This is a genomic window from Nocardia sp. CA-128927, assembly GCF_050955855.1.
Classification (GTDB): Bacteria; Actinomycetota; Actinomycetes; order Mycobacteriales; family Mycobacteriaceae; genus Nocardia.
In genome coordinates this window covers 1725460-1741361 of record NZ_CP192087.1, presented here as the reverse complement: position 1 = coordinate 1741361, position 15902 = coordinate 1725460, and the positions used below count along the sequence as shown (strand labels likewise).

Genomic DNA, 15902 nt, shown 5'->3' with positions numbered 1-15902 from the left:
CGATGACCGAACTGCACACCGCCGCACCACTGCCCGCAGCGACGGCGAATACCCATGTGCACGAGCTGGAGATCGTCGAGGTGATCCGCGAGACCGCCGACGCCGTGTCGCTCGTCTTCGAGGTGCCCGATCTCCTGGTGGCCCGATTCCGCCACCGCCCAGGGCAATTCCTGACACTGCGCATCCCGAGCGAGCAGACCGGCTCGGTCGCCCGCTGCTATTCGCTGTCCAGCTCACCGCATCTCGACGACGATCTGATCATCACCGTCAAACGCACCGAGGGTGGCTACGCGTCGAACTGGCTGTGCGACAACGCCGTTCCCGGTCTGCGGGTGACCACCCTGTCGCCGTCCGGCGTCTTCACGCCGAAGTCGCTGGACGCCGACCTGCTGATGATCGCCGCGGGCAGTGGCATCACCCCGGTGATGTCGATCATCAAGTCCGCCTTGATCGCGGGCACCGGCACCAGCTATCTGTTCTATGCCAACCGGGACGCGCCCTCGGTCATCTTCGGCGCCGAACTCGCCGACATGATGGCCGAGTACCCGGATCGACTCATCGTCGACCACTGGCTGGAGTCGACCATGGGCCTGCCTACCGCCGAGGCGCTGACCGAGCGCCTCTGGCCGTACACCGGCTTCGACGCTTTCCTCTGCGGCCCAACGGCATTCATGAAGACCGCGCGTGCCGCGATGATTGCCGCGGGCATGACCGAGCGACATGTGCACACCGAGATCTACCAGTCGCTGACCGGTGATCCCTTCGCCGAGATCGTGATCACCCGCGACGACGCCGAAACCCCTGCCACCGCAACGGTGGAACTCGACGGCCGCCGCCTGGAACTGCCCTGGCCGCGCCACACGCCGCTCCTCGATGTCCTGCTCGCCAGCGGCTACGACGCGCCCTACTCCTGCCGCGAGGGCGCGTGCAGCGCCTGCGCCTGCACCGTCCGCTCCGGCGAGGTCCGAATGCTGCGCAACGACACCCTGGTCGACGCCGACCTCGCCATCGGCCTCACCCTCGCCTGCCAATCCGTCCCGCTCACCGACCACGTCGACATCGCCTTCGACCAATAGGACCGATCATGGCGGAACCCGCCGACGACTACGACTATCAGGGCTCGGCGACCGTCACCATCGACGGCACCGACATCCCCGTCGAGCTCATGCTGCGCGGCTACTTCCAGGGCATCGACGGAATCTATCGCTGGTACGGGCGAATTCGGCCGAACCAGGAACTCGCCGCCGCGGTCGGCGACGAGGCGGCCGGGGAGGTCAGCACCGCCTTCGGCACGGCGCCCGCCGTCATCGGCGACCTCGATTTCTGGGGCCGCTACCGCATCTCCGGCCGCAGCACGCCGCCGTTCTTCGTCCCGAACAGCCTGGCCGAGCTCGAGGGCCCGCGCTCAATACACTGAACCACCCGGCAGCACAACAACTTCCGTCGCCATGTCGACCGCCAACTCGCCCCAGTTGCGCGCGATGAACGCCCGGAACGATCCGGCATCCCGGCCGGTCACGTCCGGCACCACCGAGGTGACGCGGTCTTCGGCACCGCGCCGGATCTCGTCGTCGAGACCAGCGAGAAAGGCCGCGTAGTCGGCGGGCACGCCGGATTCCCGAGCCAGCGCGGTGAATTCGGCGACCCCGACCGGCTCGTGCCGCACCACGCGCCCGGTCTCCTCGCCGATGATGGCGGCGGCCTGCGCGTAACTCAACGCCTCCGGTCCGGTGATCACGTGATCGGTGTTGTGCGGCACCGGATCCAGCAGTGCGCGCACCGCGACGGCGGCGATGTCCTCCGCGTCGACGAAGGCCACCCGGCCGTCACCGGTCGCGGTGACGATCTCCCCCGTGGCTCGAATGCCGACCGAAACCGGATGCCCACCAACGAAGTTCTGCATGAACCAGGACGGCCGCAGCACCGCCCATTCCGGCACCGCGTCGCGCACCAGGCCGTACAGCTGTCCCATCCCTGATGACTCGTCGCTGACCGCCGACGAGCCGAGCAGCACCACTCGTCGCACGCCGGCCCGCGCCGCCTGGTCCAGAAAGACATCCCAGGAGCTTGAATGTCAAGCAGCGGACTGCTGAGCTGGGTCGGGCCAGGCTGTGGTCTCGTTGTAGAGGGTTCCGGTTTTGAGGCAGCCGTGCAGGATCCCGACGAGTCGGTTGGCGAGCTGGCGTAGCGCGGCGTAGTGACCGACACCGCGGGCTCGCTGACGGTCGTAGTAGTCGCGGGCGCCCCGGGACCACATCAGCGCGGATTGCGCCTGGGTGGTGAGGGCGTCGATGAGCCGGTCGTTGTGTACGAACCGGGCCAGGGCGACCTTCTTCTTGCCCGACGCGCGGGTGATCGGGGAGGTGCCCGCGTAGTTCTTGCGGGCTTTGGCGCTGCGGTAGCGGTCGGGGTCGTCACCGAACTCTGCGAGCACCCGGGCACCGAGGACCTGTCCCAAACCGGGCTGGGACGCGATGATCTCAGCGGCCGGGTGCTGCCCAAAATGCGCCTCGACCTGCCCCTGCAACGTCTTGATCTGGGTGTTGAGGACAGTCAGGACCGCCAGCAGCGCCTGGACCGAGGCTGCGTAGGCCTGCGCCACGACCTCGGGCTGGCCGAGCTGCTCGCTGCGCAGTGCGGCCGCAATAGCGGTGGCTTTGTCGGCGACGTTGCGGCGGCGCGCCCGCTTCAACGCGGCACTGATCTGGGGGATCGTGAGCCGGGCCGCCGCAGCTGGGGTGGGTGCTTTGGCGAGCAGTTCCAGGGTGTCGGCGGCGTCGAGGTCGTCGAACGCGGCCAGCGCGGCGGGGAAGTAGTCACGCAGAGCGTGACGCAACCGCTGGGTGTGGCGAGTTCGGTCCCAGATCATCGTCTTGTGAGCACGGGCCACCACCTTCACGGCCTCGGCTCGCGCGGAATCCCCAGCGACAGGTCGCAATTCGTGGGAATGGGTGCGGACCATATCCGCCAGCACGTGAGCGTCACCAGCGTCGCTTTTGGCACCCGAGACTCCCAGCCGGTCCCGAAACCTGGCCGCCTGCAATGGATTCACCGCCAGTACCGTGTATCCGGCGGCGACCAGCGCCCCGACCCAGGGACCGCGGTCGGTCTCGATCCCGACCAGGACCTCGACCTCGTCGGCGTCGTCGACCAGGCCGCCGAGGATCGCGTGCAGTCTCGCCATTCCGGCGACGCCCTCGGGCACGCGCGCTTTGGCCAGGCGGCGCCCGGCGGTGTCCATCACCTCCACGTCGTGGTGGTCTTCAGCCCAGTCATCTCCTACGAACAGTCGCAACAATCCTCCAATTGCTAATGCCGATCACCGTCGAGCAGCCAGCAGGAGAACCATCAGCGACCTAATCAAGCAGTGCTCACGCCCATTCGGGCGGGCACGACATCCCAGCAGCGATCAACTCTCCCGGCCTACCGGCAGGGGCACGGTCTTTCTCCAGGACTCGAAGTCCAGGGTGCGAAAGTGCTCACCTACCGGCCGGCTACTACCAGGAGTGTGCCGGATAGCTCACTCCCAGAACTGATTAGGGTGCCACGATCGGCGCCGGATCGGTCGTGCCTACCGGCGGGAGCAGGTAGATGCTGTCCACTCCGGCCAGTGCGGGACCGTATGTCTCGGGATCCTGCCAATCGAATCGAATATGTTTGTCGCCCTGCGGGTTCCGGCTGGCGATCCGCACCGTGGTACCCGCCGCCTCCAGTCCGGCGGCAACTCGGCTTCCGGTGGTCCCGGTGCCACCGGTGACCAGGATGGTCGGCTCGCTCATAGCTTCGCCGCCCCGGCACCGAACGACGCGAACTCATCGGCGCCGCCGAGCACTTCGGCGGCAGCGAGCGGATTCCAATAGTCGCGGTAGTGCACGATCTCGCCCGCCCGCACGGTGATCACCGCGATGTACCGCATCCGGTACGGCCGCCAGGTCCGCACGGCGACACCGTCCGCCGCGAACTCGACGATGACGATCTCGGGGTCGCCGGTCACGTGCACGGTCGGCGCATCGATCGCACGAATATCGAGCTGCTCCGGATAGTCACGCAGGTAATCCTCGATCGCCGCGCGGCCGGCCACCTCCGCCGGGTACCCGGGCGGCGCGAAGGGGAATTCGATGCTGCCCTGGTCCGCCCAGAGTCCGGCGAATCCGACCATGTCGTGCGCAAGGAGCAGCCTTAACGCCTCCGCTACGACCTCGGCCGGGGTGCGTGCCGATTGGGGCATGAGGCCCTCCCATTCAGTTGGACGATACGGTACCGTCCCGGCCTAATATAGTCGGGACGGCACCGTATCGTCCACTCCGTATACTGCGGCCATGAACGAGAAGCCTCGACGCGCCCCCACCGGTGCCGCGGTCCTGCAGCCGCAGATCACCGCCGCTGTCACCGCGGCGGTGATGGCGGAGCTCGCCACGAACGGCTACGCCAGGTTGTCGATGGAGGCGGTGGCCAAACGCGCCGGCGTCGGCAAGAGCGCCCTCTACCGGCGCTGGCCGTCCAAGCAGGACATGGTGGTCGCGGTGCTCGGCGAGTTCAGCGTCGAGCTGGCCGAATTCGCCGACACCGGCGCACTGCGCACCGACCTCGTGGCCGCGTTGGACGTCCTGCACACCTGGCTCACCCACCCGAGGATGGCGGCGATCCTGCCGGACCTCACCGCCGAGGCGGGCCGCAATCCCGTACTGGCACAGGCGGTTCGGACCACCATCGGGCAACCACGGCGAGCCCTGGGTCGCCAGCTGCTCCAGCGCGCCATCGAGCGCGACGAGCTGCCCGCCGATACCGACATCGAGATGGCACTGGATCTGATTGCGGGACCGATGTTCTGGCGTTTGAGCGTCCGGCATGCCGATGCGGAGCCGGACTACCTCGACCGACTGGCCGATCACCTGCTCCGCGCACTGAACGCCCGCTGAGCTACCGCTGCCGGAACCGCGACTCGCGCATCCCCTGCGCGGCCTTGTTGCGGTACATGGCGGTATCGGCCGCGTGCATGAGTTGATCCGGGGCAGTGGGCACATCGTCGAGGAAGACGGTGCCGATGCTCGCGGCGACGGTCACCAGGTGCCCCTCCACCTCCATCGGCTCGACCAGCGCCTGCGACAGCCAGCTGGACACTTCGGTCAATTTGTCTGCACCCGTACATCTTTCGATCAGCAAGATGAATTCGTCGCCGCCGAGCCGTGCGACGAGTCCGTCGACCGGCTGGACGGCCGCGCGTAGTCGCTGCCCGACCACCCGAAGTACCTTGTCCCCCACCGTGTGTCCCCACACGTCGTTGACCTCCTTGAACCCGTCGAGATCGAGGTAACACACGCCGATCGGCGGGCTCGCGTTCGCCAGCCGGTCGAAGAACAGGGTGCGGTTGGGCAGGCCGGTGAGGCTGTCGTGGTTGGCATCGTGCCAGAGCCGGTCGGCCAGCTGCTTGCGTTCGGTGATGTCGACCGCCACCCCGATCAGGAACCGCACCTGCCCGACGCTGTCGCGCACAGCCGACATGGAGAGGTCGATGGTGGTGATGGTGCCGTCCGGGCGCAGGTGATCGGTCTCCAGCCGGAAGCGGTCGGACGCGCCGCCCAACAGCCGCTGCAACTCGGCGAAGGCGTACCCGATGTTCGCCGGGCCGAGCAGTTCGTCGACCGACCGGCCCGGCATGACTTCCACTGGCAGACCGAGCATTTCGGCCATGGCCACGTTCGCGTCGAGCACCCGTCCGGTGACGTCGATGGTGCCGATGCCGACCGAGGCGCCCGCGAACACGGCCGCGAACCTGGCCTCCGACAGCTGCCGTTTGGCCTCGGCCTCCTGCGCGGCCGCCAGCGTCGCGACCAACGTGGCTTCCTGTTCGGCCAGCGCCGCCGCCCGCAAAGCCGCGGTGAAGCCCGCCGCGAATTCGGCGGCGGCGATCACCGCGCGGTCTCGGATGCGCTCGTAGTTCGGTTCGGTCCGGGTCGGGCAGATATCGGCCACCAGGTCATGGCAGATCACCACCACCGAACGACTGACCGCCACCGCGTCCCGATAGTTCGCCGCGACCAGCACGGAGGCCGCATCGCGGGCGACGGTGAGATCGGCGGTACCGAGCACCACCGCTTCGAGTGCCTCACCGAGCCCGGCGAGCATGGCTTCGATCTGGGTCCGCGTGAGAGTGGGGGCCACCGCGCCATCGAGCGCCTCGGCCCACCGCATCGCTAGCTCATGCGACCCCACTCAGGGACCCCCTGCTGGCTCGTGTTCGCGCTTCAGACCTTTCGACCGACGCCGGCCAGACCGAGCGACCGGCCCGGTGCCTCGTGCAGATCCCGCTCGGACTCCGGGCGCCAGACCGGCAACTCGACCACGCCGGGCTCGATCAGGTCCCATCCATCGAACATAGCGACGATCCCGTCGCGATTGCGGAAATGGATACCAACTCGACTCTGATCCGTTGCGTGAGCACCCAATTTGCCCGCGTCCTCGGGGCGCATCTCGGAGGTGAGGTGCGAGATGGCGACGTAGCTACCCGGTTCTACGGCGGCGCGCAGATCGGCCACCTTCTTGATGGGCTCGTCGCCGTCTGAGAGCAGGTGCAGCACCGCGACCAACAGAAGACCGACCGGTTGGTCGAAATCGATCAGCCCGGTCGCACTCGCCCGGTCGAGCAGCTCGGCGGGCTTGCGCAGGTCGGACTCGATGGCCCCGGCCCGGCTGTTGCCCTGCAGGATCGCGCGCGAGTGCGCGACGGCCACCGGATCGATGTCCACGTAGAGCACGCGGATTTCGGGATCGATGCCCTGCACGACCTCGTGCACGTTGCCCGCGGTCGGGATGCCCGACCCGATGTCGAGGAATTGGCGGATGCCGGAATCGGCCAGGAAGCGCACCGCCCGCCGCAAGAACGCCCGATTACTCAGCGCCAACCGGGGCAGGTCGGGCACCAACGTCTTGCCCATCTCGGCGGCCTTGCGGTCGATGTCGAAATTGTGCGAGCCGCCCAGCAGCGCGTCGTACATCCGGGCCGGGCTCGCCTGCTGCATATCCACGCCTTCGGGTGCCCACGCAGGCCTGTCCATCGAAACCCCTTTTTCGCTCACGCTCGAAATCACCGTCATCAGATCGGCCGACCCACTCGAGTGCAGTGTGCTTGATCACCCGAACGGTGGTCTGCGCATAGTAGTCGGCTTTGGTGACCAGCGGGAAGATCACGCCCGACGGTGCTTGGCCCGCTCGGAGCGCTCGCGAGCCGCGAATGCGCGAGGCCGCATCCGGTTTCAGGCGCGGATCCTGGCCAGCGCCTGTACCGGATCGGTGAGTACTTCGGTGAACGCGAGCTCGGCGGCGCCGAGCAGGGTCGCGTCGCCACCGAGCGTCGAGGTGCGCAGCCGCACGCGTTCGCGGACCGCGAGCAGGGCGTCGACCGCGACCCGGCTGCGCACCTGGGCCGCCGAGGCGAGATAGATCTCGCGCAGCACGCCGCCGAAGACGACCATCGACGGGTTGAAGATGTTGACCAGGTTGGCGACGCCGTAGCCGAGCCAGTCCCCCACCTGGTGCAGCGCGTCCCTGGCCGTCGAGTCGCCGCGGGCGGCGGCCTCCACGATCGCCTCGACCGCGGCCCGGCCCGCTGGGTCGTCGCGCCCGGCCGCGGCGATCAAGCCGAGCTCGCCCGCCTCGACCTCGAGGCAACCGCGCGATCCGCAGGCGCAGGGCCGCCCGTCCCGGTTGACGATCATGTGGCCGACCTCGCCCGCGTAACCGCCCTCGCCGCCGAGCAACTGGCCGCCCATGATGATGCCCGCGCCGATGCCGACGTCGCCGTGCAGGTAGATCAGGTCGGACAGCCCCGCGCCGACGCCGCGTTCGCGTTCGGCGAGCGCGCCGAGGTTGGCGTTGTTGCCGACCACGACCCGCAGGCCGAGGTCGAGTTCCCGAGTCAGGCTGGCGCCGAACGGCACATCGACCCAGCCGATGTTCGGCCCGTACCGGACGACGCCGTCCTCCTCGCGCACCATCCCGCAGAACGCCACGCCGACACCGACACACACGGCGTCGCGGGCGGCCTTGCCGATCATCTCGCGGGCCATCGCCGCCAGCGTGGCGATCACGTCGTCCGGGTCGAAAGTGCCGCGTGGGCGGGTGGTTTCGACCTGGTCGAGCACCGATCCGCCCAAACCGACTCGGGCCGCGGCCAATCGGTCGGCGCCGACGTCGAGCGCGACCACATAGACGCGGTCCGACTCCGGCCGCACCACCAGCGAGGGACGGCCCGCCTTGCCGGTCTGGCCGGGCAGTTCCTCGCGCACCAGCCCCACCGCGGCCAGATCGGCCGTCAAGGCCAGAATGGTGCTGCGGTTCAGCCCCATTCGCTCCGCGAGCACGGCCCGCGAGACCGGACCGTCGCGATGGACGTGCCGGAGCAACACAGCCAGGTTGCTCTTGCGGATCTCATCAGGAGAGGGGGCTGCTCGCATTCACCGTCCTTCACTGCCGGGTGGAGTTACCTTCGGAGTAGCGTGCGCTTGCGCGACAAGGCGTCTACGCCGGCCGCCAAGAGCAGCACGAATCCTGTCACAACGAATTTCGTGCCCGCGCTGTAGCCCATCAGGCCCATTCCGTTGTCGATCACTGCGACCACGGCGGCGCCGAGGACCGCGTCCAGCATTCGGCCGCGACCGCCGAACAGGCTGGTGCCGCCGATGACCGCCGCGCCGACCGCGAGCAGCAGCACGCTGCTGCCGCCGGTGTTGGGGTCGACCGAGTTGGCGCGGGAGGCCGCGACCAAGCCGCCGACCGCGGCCATCGTCGAACACAGCACGAAGGCAGTGATTTTCACGCGATCCACCGTGATGCCCGCGCGCCTGGCCGCCTCGGCGTTGCCGCCGACCGCGTAGATGTGCCTGCCGAAGGAGGTGCGGTTGAGCACGAAGGTCCACAGCAGCAACAGGATCGCGATAAGCGGGACCACGATCGGCATGCCCTTGAGCGAGTGCAGTTCCGGGTTGCGGCTGCGTTCGCCGTTGAGCACCAGCACCGCGATGCCGAGCACCACCGCGACGGCGACGATCCGGGCCACGATCACCGGCGCGGTCTCGCCGGTGAGCCCGAGTCTGTTGCGGGCCCGCAGTTTTCGGTATTGCAGGAACGCGAACCCGGCGATGAGGACGAGGTACATCAGCCAGCCGATCAGCGGCGGGACGTTCTTGTTCGCGATGGCGAGGATGGTGTCGTCGCGGATGGAGATGTTGCGGCCGTTGTCCATGATCTTCAGCGCGACCCCTTGCAGCGCAAGGAATGCCGCGAGTGTCACCACGAACGACGGTATGCCGATCTTCACCACGATCGTGCCGATCGTCAGTCCGATCACCACGCCGGTGAGCAGCGACGCCAATACCGCCAGGTACCAGGGCCAGCCGCGGTCGGTGAGCAATACTGCGAGCACCGCCGCGCAGACGCCACTGGTGAAGCCCGCCGACAGGTCGATCTCGCCGAGTAACAGCACGAAGATCAGGCCCATCGCGATCACCGCGATCGCCGCGCCCTGAGTGAACAGGTTCGCGAAGTTGGCCTCGGACATGAAGACCGGGCGTGCGGCCCAGAAGACGCAGGACAGGATGATCAGGGCGAGCACGGAAGGTAATGCACCCATGTCGCCACTGCGCACCCGTCCCACGTAGGTGTTCACTAGCTCGGAAACCGGTGCGATAGTCGGCTTTTCGGTCACCACGGCGCTCATACCTGCGCCTCGCTGGCGCTCGGCTCCGGCATGACCGCCGGGGCGGCTGCGCTGATTGTTCGCTCGCTACGCTCGCTCATCCTTTGACTCCATTCGCGTCCAGGCCCAGTGCGCCGCTGCGGCCTGCCGTAATCAATTCGACGACCTGCCCGTGGGTCACGTCGGAGGTCCGGACCTGGGCGGCCATCCGGCCCAGGTACAGCGCCGCGATCCGATCCGAGACCGCGAAGACGTCGTTCATGTTGTGCGAGATCAGCACCACCGCGAGGCCGCGGTCGGCCAGACGGCGTACCAGCTCCAGCACCTGCTGGGTCTGCTGCACGCCGAGCGCGGCGGTCGGTTCGTCGAGGATCACCACCTTGCTGTTCCACAGCACGGCCTTCGCGATCGCGACGGTCTGCCGCTGACCACCGGACAGGCTCGACACCTGCTGCCGGACGCTCTTGACGGTCCGAACGGACAAGCTGGCCAACGTCTTTCCGGCCAGCTCCTCCATCGCGTACTCGTCGAGCACAATGCCGTTCTTGCGCTCGCGGCCGAGAAACATGTTCTGGACGATGTCGAGGTTGTCGCAGAGCGCGAGGTCCTGGTACACGATCTCGATGCCGAGCGCGCCCGCGTCGCGCGGGCTGTGCACCTGAACGGGGTTGCCCTCGAACAGGAATTCGCCCGCATCGATCGGGTGAGTGCCGCCGATGCACTTGACGAGCGTGGACTTTCCGGCCCCGTTGTCGCCGACCAGCGCCGTCACCTCGCCCGCGTAGGCGCTGAAGGCGACGTCGTGCAGGACGTGAACCGGCCCGAAACTCTTTTCTAGGCCGCGTAATTCGACTACCGGCGTATCGGGCCCACCCGTCACCCGGCCACCACCCCTCATCGAATCGCTGTGCGATGCTTCAGTCATTGCTGCTCCTGAGAAGGGCCCCCTCCGCCGTCCCCTCATCGAAACGGCGGAAGGGGCTGGGTGCGATCAGATGCCGTTGTCCGCGCAGAGTTTCGCGATCTCGCCGGTGCACAGCTCGGCCTTGGTGACGTAGCCGTCCGCGACAACGTCTTTCACCTGCTGCACATAGATCGGCTTGGGCTCCAACAGCACCGACGGCACATCGGTCTTCGCCTCGGGATCCTTCACGGTGCCGTTCGCCTGACCCTGCTGCCCCTTGGTCAGCGCGATGGCCAGCTCGGCCGCCGCCTCGGCTTCCTTCTTGATCGCCTTGTACACGGTCAGGCACTGATCGCCCTTCAGGACGTTCTGCAAGCCCTGCACCGTGGCGTCCTGGCCGCTCACCGGAACCTGGCCGTTGAGCTTCTGCTTCTCCAGCACCGCGATCGCGGCGTTGGCGAGTCCGTCGTTGGCGGCGACCACGCCACCGATGTTCGGCGTACCGGTGAGCATCTGCTCGAAGATGGTGCCCGCCTGGGTGTTATCCCATTCCGGCACCGCCTGGTCCGGGCCCTTCACGAACTGGCCCGCGTCGAACTTCGGCTTCAGCACCCCGTCGTAGCCGGTCTTCAACAGCGTGGCGTTGTTGTCGGTCGGGCCGCCGTTCAGGTAGGCAACGACGGGCTTGGCCGCGTTCTTGTCCGTCAGGCACTTCGCCACGCCCTCGCCGAGCAGGCTGCCGACCTTCACATTGTCGAACGACACGTAGAACTGCGCGCCGCCGCCGAGGGTGAGCCGGTCGTAGTCGATGACTGTGACGCCCTGCGCCTTGGCCTTCTGGATCACGGCCTTGCCGGTGCCGCTGTCCAGGTTCGTCATCAGCAGCACCGAGGCGCCGTTGGTCATCATCTGATCGGCGATCGTCTGGAAGGCGGTCTTGTCGCCCTGCGCGTTCTGGATGTCGGCCTTGACGCCGGCCGAGTCGAACGCCTGCTGCAGGTACTTCCGGTCCGCGGTCTCCCAGCGGGCCGAGGTCTTGCTGTCCGGCAGGATCACGCCGATCTTGGCGCCGCCACCGCCCGAGCTTTTCGAATCGTCACCACAAGCAGTCAAAGTCAACGAGGTAAGCACGGCGACGGAGACTGCCGCAACGCCGAGAATGCCCTTACGCATGAGGGGGCCTTTCGTGGAACCACCGCCCCGGGGAGTGCCCGGGCGGTCGAGGTCGAGCGAATGTTGTTCGCTGCAACATATTCGACTGTGACCCAGAGCACAACCTGTTCAAGCGACCAATTTGTTGTTTGAGATAACAATCAGGACACGTAAGCATCTGCTCACGTGCCGAGGGGCGTATGCGGGCTCAGTTGCCTGCCGCGAGCGCGGCTGCCAGGACGCGGGCTTCGCGCAGCCAGGAGGCACGCATTTCCGCGGTCGAGTCCGTCACCGTTCGGAATACCTTGCGGCGCAAGTCATCCACGCCGATGTAGGGCAGCACGCAGGCCGACCAGATCTGGTGCAACGGGTCGCCGAAGACGTCGCGCTCCCGGTCCTCGGTGGTGTCGGAGGTGTTGAGGACCAGGGCACGCCGGGCTCGCAGCAAGCCGATCGGCTCACCGGCGGCGTCGGCCAGCTTGTATGCCGCGGCGGGGGTGAGCACGCGCTGCACCCAGCCGGCCATGATCGCCGGGGGCATGCCCCACCAGTTCGGGTGGACGAATATCAGGGCATCGAGCTCGGTCAGTTCGGCTTGGTGGTGCCGGACCAGATCGTCGCCCGGCTGCGGGGTGTCGACGGTTTCGGTTTCCGTTGCGGCGAGCATCGGGTCGAAGCCCTCCGCGTACAGGTCGTGCGGCACGACCTCGACCGCTCGGCTCCGCAGCTCATCGATCACCGCATCGAAGAGCGCTTTGTTGAAACTGTCAGCCCCGGGATGGGCGAGGTACACCGCGATACGCATGCGGATCACTGTGCCGGATAGGCCTGCCATTGCCGTCTACCAGGCCTGCGTGGCCGAGAAGCACTGTTCGGCACGGTGATTCGGGCGCATTCTGACGAATCGTGAGATCTCCTAATTTGCGAACAACGCTATTCGCAGAGTGTCGTTCTGCTCTAGATTCACTCTGCGGGGTCGAACAAGTTCGTAGCCGACCCCGGAGGAAAGGATCTCCCGTTGCCCAGACTCAGCCGCTTCACCCTGGCCATCGCCACCGTAATCGCCAGCCTGACATTGCCTTTCACAGTCGACGCGCCCGCCGATGCTGCGGCGGGCACCGTCCGCTGGGAGACCCGGGTCAGTGACCGCATCCTCGATATCGGCATCTCCTCCCCCGATCTGGAAGGTCCGGACTGGTCCGTGAAGGTGGTTCGGCTGCTACTGCCGCCCGGCTGGACCAAGGAATCCTCGCGTAGCTGGCCCACCGTCTGGGTGCTGCACGGCGGGTTCGACGACCACAAGTCCTGGACCGACAAGGGCAACCTCGAAGCGCTCACCGCGGGCAAGAACGCCATCTTCGTACTGCCCGAAACCAGCTGGTGCAGTGCCTATTCCGACTGGTACAACGACGGGCACGGCGGTCCACCGGCATGGGAGAAGTATCTGCTCGACGACGTCCGGACCATCCTCGAATCGACCTACCACGCGAACACCACCCGCGCCATCGCAGGCAACTCCATGGGCGGGCTCGGGGCCATGAAGTTCGCTGCCTCCCAACAGGGTTGGTTCAACTCCGCCGCCTCGTTCAGCGGAAACGTCGACCCGTTGCACGAGTCGGGTGCCCCCGGGGAACCCGACAAGCCAGGACAGGGCTGCGCCGCCGACTGGAAACGAGTCTGGGGCGATTACGCGACCCATCGCGACATCTGGGTCGCCAACAACCCCTACAGCCAAGCCGCCAAGCTGACCAACATTCCGCTCTTCGTCTCCTACGGGAAGGGGGACGGCGTCGAAGCCCTTGCGTACGAACAGAACTACCGTTTCGTCGACCACCTGCAAGAACTGGGAGCACAGGTTGACGAACGCTACGTGGCTGGCCAAGGTCACAACTGGGACGCATGGAAGGTGCAGATGCAGAACGCCCTCCCGATGCTCCTCAACTCGGTCGGCGCACCCTGATCCGCTGAGAAGCAGATCGGCCGGCGTGTAGCAGCGCCCAAACGGCTCGACCGTGAGCGCGTGGACCTGTCATGATGCGCGTCGTGATAGCACAGCTCGACCGGGACAAGTGGGTGCGTGCTGCCGCGCTCGACAATGCCGAGTGGTGTGACGCGGTGTGCCGGTCGCACGGGCTGACCGGCGAATTCGATGCCGCCGCGTGGACGAGTGCCCGTCGGACCCCGCCGTTGTATCCGGACGCGGTGACGCTCAGCGCGCACACGTCCGCGGAGCAGTTGCTGGGTCAAATCGACTGCACCACGCGCGGAGCCTCGATCAAGGACAGTTTCGCGTGCCTGGATCTCAGTCGCCACGGCTTCCATGTCCTCTTCGAGGCACAGTGGATCTATCGACCGGCTGACCATCGGCCACCCGCTGCACCGCACCGTTGGAAGCTGGTCGATGATCCTGCCGGGCTGTCTGACTGGGCGACCGCCTGGGATCCCGCTAACCCCAAGGTATTTCGACCGGAGCTCTTGACCGACGACTCGGTGGCGATACTCGGTTGCTGGGATGGCGACCTGCTCACCGCCGGAGCGATCGCCCATCTGAGCAAGAACGTGGTTGGCGTATCCAATCTGTTCCACTCAGGGATCGCGGCAACGGATGCTTGGGCTGGATGCCTCAGCACGATCTACCAATTGCGGCCTGGCCGAGACATCGTCGGTTACGAGCAAGACGAGGACTTGACTGCGGCCATCCACCATGGCTGCATGCCTGTTGGCCCGCTGCGAGTTTGGGTTGCCGCGACCTAGGCGACGTGCGGCAGTACCTCGGCGGTGATCCGTTCCATCTGAGCCGCCGAGTCGAAAAGCGGGTTGATCAGGATCATTTCGGCTCCGGCTGAAGCTACCGCGCGCAGTCCCTCGATGCAGGTGTCCGGAGGTCCACAAACGGCGACGGGCAGCAAACTCTTGCCGTAATCACCGTATTGAGAGATCAGCGCCTCGGTCATCCGACGCTGGGCGCGGTCGACGTCATCATCGACCGCGATATAGACCCGCTTCGCGATACGGAAATCCGTTGCATCCCTGCCAGTTTCGGCGAGCGCCGCGCGAACAACCGGCACCTGCTCGGCAAACTGCGCGGTCGTCGAGGACCCAGCCCCGAAGAACCCATCCCCCTGCCGAACCGCCCGCCGCAGCGCCGCAGGCTTACTACCACCGAACCACAAAGGCGGATAAGGCTTCTGAAACGGCTTCGGCTCCATCGTCGCCCCAGCCAACTGCCAGAACTCCCCGTCGATATCAACCTCCGCCTGAGTCCACAGCGCCTTCATCACCTCCAGCCCCTCATTGAACCGCCGCACCAGATTGTCCGCAGGATCGACCCCAAACGCCGAAAACATCCTGTTCCGGCCCCCAATCCCCACCCCCACCTCGAGCCGCCCCCGACTCAACTGATCCAACGTCCCGATCCGCTTCGCCAAATGCACCGGATTATGCAACGGCGTAACAAACACCGCACACCCCAACCGCAACCCCTCATTACTGGCAGCGGCAAACGCCAACGTCTCCAACGGACTCAAAGCAGGCGCCGTCCCCAACACCTGCTCAGTCATCCAAGCCCCCTCGAACCCCAACTCCTCCGCCCGCCCCAGATACTCCCGAAGCTCCCTCGGCTGAAAGGTGCCATCAGGTGCATACTGCGGAATCGAGATCGCGTATCGCATGGATTCGACCTTATTACTCCTTGGCCGGTGGAGGGCCCAGGAGTGTTCGTCAGTTCTCGAGGGTGAGGGTTACTACGGGGATTACTCGGTCGGTCTTTTGTTCGTATTCGGCGAAGCCGGGCATTACCTCGACCATGGCGGCGTAGAGACGGTCGCGTTCTGGGCCTTCGGTGATGGGGGTGGCGGTGGCCTTGTGGGATTCGGTGCCGATTTCTACGGTGACCTCCGGGTTGGCGCGGAGGTTGTGGTACCAGTCGGGGCTGGTGGGGGCGCCGCCTTTGGAGGCGATGATGACAACGTGGTCTTGGTCGCGGATGAAGGCGACGGGGGTTGTTCGGGGGAGGCCGGATTTGGCGCCGGTGGTGGTCAGGAGGAGCAGATCGCGGCGTTCGAAGGGGCCGCCTACCTTGCCTGCGTTGCGGTGGAATTCTTCGATGATTTGCGAGTTCCAGTCGGCCATGCGGGGCTCCTTTGGTGAGAG

18 protein-coding genes are annotated in these 15902 nt (G+C 66.6%); 5 read left to right on the top strand and 13 right to left on the bottom strand.

From position 1 onward, the window contains the following. Positions 1–2 precede the first annotated feature (2 nt). Positions 3–1076: a 2Fe-2S iron-sulfur cluster-binding protein gene (locus ACQPW1_RS08200; RefSeq protein ID WP_433662121.1), complete on the top strand. Its 1074-nt coding sequence runs from the start codon at positions 3–5 to the stop codon at positions 1074–1076. An 8-nt stretch (positions 1077–1084) separates the two neighbouring features. Then, positions 1085–1417 (top strand): DUF4873 domain-containing protein, encoded by a 333-nt coding sequence (locus tag ACQPW1_RS08195; protein WP_433662120.1) that lies wholly within the window; start codon positions 1085–1087, stop codon positions 1415–1417. Here ACQPW1_RS08195 and ACQPW1_RS08190 read toward each other — a convergent pair. The 4 genes from ACQPW1_RS08190 to ACQPW1_RS08175 all read right to left on the bottom strand — a co-directional run bounded on the left by ACQPW1_RS08190 (position 1406) and on the right by ACQPW1_RS08175 (position 4228). After that, positions 1406–2026 carry an NmrA family NAD(P)-binding protein gene (locus tag ACQPW1_RS08190; protein ID WP_433662119.1) on the bottom strand — a complete coding sequence of 207 codons (621 nt, stop codon included), beginning with the start codon at positions 2024–2026 and terminating at the stop codon, positions 1406–1408. The genes ACQPW1_RS08195 and ACQPW1_RS08190 overlap by 12 nt on opposite strands. Before the next feature lie 48 nt (positions 2027–2074). Beyond that, positions 2075–3298: an IS110 family transposase gene (locus ACQPW1_RS08185; RefSeq protein ID WP_433653875.1), complete on the bottom strand. Its 1224-nt coding sequence runs from the start codon at positions 3296–3298 to the stop codon at positions 2075–2077. 238 nt (positions 3299–3536) lie between these two features. Next, the gene (locus ACQPW1_RS08180; RefSeq protein ID WP_433662118.1) at positions 3537–3779 is read right to left on the bottom strand and encodes an NAD-dependent epimerase/dehydratase family protein; all 243 of its coding nucleotides are present in this window, start codon (positions 3777–3779) and stop codon (positions 3537–3539) included. Beyond that, a complete protein-coding gene (locus ACQPW1_RS08175; protein WP_433662117.1) occupies positions 3776–4228 on the bottom strand; it encodes a nuclear transport factor 2 family protein in 453 nt (150 codons plus the stop codon). The genes ACQPW1_RS08180 and ACQPW1_RS08175 overlap by 4 nt, the downstream gene beginning before the upstream one ends. A gap of 91 nt (positions 4229–4319) precedes the next feature. Between ACQPW1_RS08175 and ACQPW1_RS08170 the strand changes: the two genes are divergently transcribed. Then, the gene (locus ACQPW1_RS08170) at positions 4320–4919 is read left to right on the top strand and encodes a TetR/AcrR family transcriptional regulator (RefSeq protein ID WP_433662116.1); all 600 of its coding nucleotides are present in this window, start codon (positions 4320–4322) and stop codon (positions 4917–4919) included. 1 nt (position 4920) lies between these two features. On the opposite strand, the gene ACQPW1_RS08165 is transcribed toward ACQPW1_RS08170, so the two are convergent. From ACQPW1_RS08165 to ACQPW1_RS08135, 7 genes are all read right to left on the bottom strand, one after another. Further along, complete coding sequence (locus ACQPW1_RS08165; RefSeq protein WP_433662115.1) at positions 4921–6192, bottom strand: diguanylate cyclase domain-containing protein; 1272 nt, start codon at positions 6190–6192, stop codon at positions 4921–4923. Between the two features lie 53 nt (positions 6193–6245). After that, complete coding sequence (locus tag ACQPW1_RS08160; RefSeq protein WP_433662114.1) at positions 6246–7055, bottom strand: SAM-dependent methyltransferase; 810 nt, start codon at positions 7053–7055, stop codon at positions 6246–6248. Positions 7056–7253: 198 nt separating this feature from the next. Further along, the gene (locus tag ACQPW1_RS08155) at positions 7254–8453 is read right to left on the bottom strand and encodes an ROK family protein (protein ID WP_433662113.1); all 1200 of its coding nucleotides are present in this window, start codon (positions 8451–8453) and stop codon (positions 7254–7256) included. Between the two features lie 26 nt (positions 8454–8479). Next, positions 8480–9715, bottom strand: a complete 1236-nt coding sequence (locus tag ACQPW1_RS08150) for a sugar ABC transporter permease (RefSeq protein ID WP_433662112.1) — start codon at positions 9713–9715, stop codon at positions 8480–8482. Between the two features lie 76 nt (positions 9716–9791). Beyond that, positions 9792–10592: an ATP-binding cassette domain-containing protein gene (locus ACQPW1_RS08145; protein ID WP_433665183.1), complete on the bottom strand. Its 801-nt coding sequence runs from the start codon at positions 10590–10592 to the stop codon at positions 9792–9794. A 93-nt stretch (positions 10593–10685) separates the two neighbouring features. Beyond that, positions 10686–11771, bottom strand: coding sequence for a sugar ABC transporter substrate-binding protein (locus ACQPW1_RS08140; protein WP_433662111.1), 1086 nt, complete (start codon positions 11769–11771; stop codon positions 10686–10688). A gap of 187 nt (positions 11772–11958) precedes the next feature. After that, complete coding sequence (locus ACQPW1_RS08135) at positions 11959–12555, bottom strand: NAD(P)H-dependent oxidoreductase (RefSeq protein WP_433662110.1); 597 nt, start codon at positions 12553–12555, stop codon at positions 11959–11961. Positions 12556–12768: 213 nt separating this feature from the next. Here ACQPW1_RS08135 and ACQPW1_RS08130 point away from each other — a divergent pair, with 213 nt between their 5' ends. Continuing rightward, positions 12769–13710 (top strand): alpha/beta hydrolase, encoded by a 942-nt coding sequence (locus tag ACQPW1_RS08130; RefSeq protein ID WP_433662109.1) that lies wholly within the window; start codon positions 12769–12771, stop codon positions 13708–13710. 83 nt (positions 13711–13793) lie between these two features. Then, a complete protein-coding gene (locus tag ACQPW1_RS08125) occupies positions 13794–14504 on the top strand; it encodes a hypothetical protein (protein WP_433662108.1) in 711 nt (236 codons plus the stop codon). Here ACQPW1_RS08125 and ACQPW1_RS08120 read toward each other — a convergent pair. Then, positions 14501–15421, bottom strand: coding sequence for an LLM class flavin-dependent oxidoreductase (locus ACQPW1_RS08120; protein ID WP_433662107.1), 921 nt, complete (start codon positions 15419–15421; stop codon positions 14501–14503). The genes ACQPW1_RS08125 and ACQPW1_RS08120 overlap by 4 nt on opposite strands. 49 nt (positions 15422–15470) lie before the next feature. Next, positions 15471–15881 carry a nitroreductase family deazaflavin-dependent oxidoreductase gene (locus ACQPW1_RS08115; protein WP_433662106.1) on the bottom strand — a complete coding sequence of 137 codons (411 nt, stop codon included), beginning with the start codon at positions 15879–15881 and terminating at the stop codon, positions 15471–15473. Between the last annotated feature and the right edge of the window lie 21 nt (positions 15882–15902).

Bases quoted from the DNA above. Each gene is read 5' to 3' on its own strand.
- ACQPW1_RS08200 (WP_433662121.1), top strand. From the start codon at position 3: ATGACCGAACTGCACACCGCCGCACCACTGCCCGCAGCGACGGCGAAT.
- ACQPW1_RS08195 (WP_433662120.1), top strand. From the start codon at position 1,085: ATGGCGGAACCCGCCGACGACTACGACTATCAGGGCTCGGCGACCGTC.
- ACQPW1_RS08180 (WP_433662118.1), bottom strand. From the start codon at position 3,779: ATGAGCGAGCCGACCATCCTGGTCACCGGTGGCACCGGGACCACCGGA.
- ACQPW1_RS08175 (WP_433662117.1), bottom strand. From the start codon at position 4,228: ATGCCCCAATCGGCACGCACCCCGGCCGAGGTCGTAGCGGAGGCGTTA.
- ACQPW1_RS08170 (WP_433662116.1), top strand. From the start codon at position 4,320: ATGAACGAGAAGCCTCGACGCGCCCCCACCGGTGCCGCGGTCCTGCAG.
- ACQPW1_RS08165 (WP_433662115.1), bottom strand. From the start codon at position 6,192: ATGCGGTGGGCCGAGGCGCTCGATGGCGCGGTGGCCCCCACTCTCACG.
- ACQPW1_RS08160 (WP_433662114.1), bottom strand. From the start codon at position 7,055: ATGGACAGGCCTGCGTGGGCACCCGAAGGCGTGGATATGCAGCAGGCG.
- ACQPW1_RS08155 (WP_433662113.1), bottom strand. From the start codon at position 8,453: ATGCGAGCAGCCCCCTCTCCTGATGAGATCCGCAAGAGCAACCTGGCT.
- ACQPW1_RS08150 (WP_433662112.1), bottom strand. From the start codon at position 9,715: ATGAGCGCCGTGGTGACCGAAAAGCCGACTATCGCACCGGTTTCCGAG.
- ACQPW1_RS08145 (WP_433665183.1), bottom strand. From the start codon at position 10,592: ATGAGGGGTGGTGGCCGGGTGACGGGTGGGCCCGATACGCCGGTAGTC.
- ACQPW1_RS08140 (WP_433662111.1), bottom strand. From the start codon at position 11,771: ATGCGTAAGGGCATTCTCGGCGTTGCGGCAGTCTCCGTCGCCGTGCTT.
- ACQPW1_RS08135 (WP_433662110.1), bottom strand. From the start codon at position 12,555: ATGCGTATCGCGGTGTACCTCGCCCATCCCGGGGCTGACAGTTTCAAC.
- ACQPW1_RS08120 (WP_433662107.1), bottom strand. From the start codon at position 15,421: ATGCGATACGCGATCTCGATTCCGCAGTATGCACCTGATGGCACCTTT.
- ACQPW1_RS08115 (WP_433662106.1), bottom strand. From the start codon at position 15,881: ATGGCCGACTGGAACTCGCAAATCATCGAAGAATTCCACCGCAACGCA.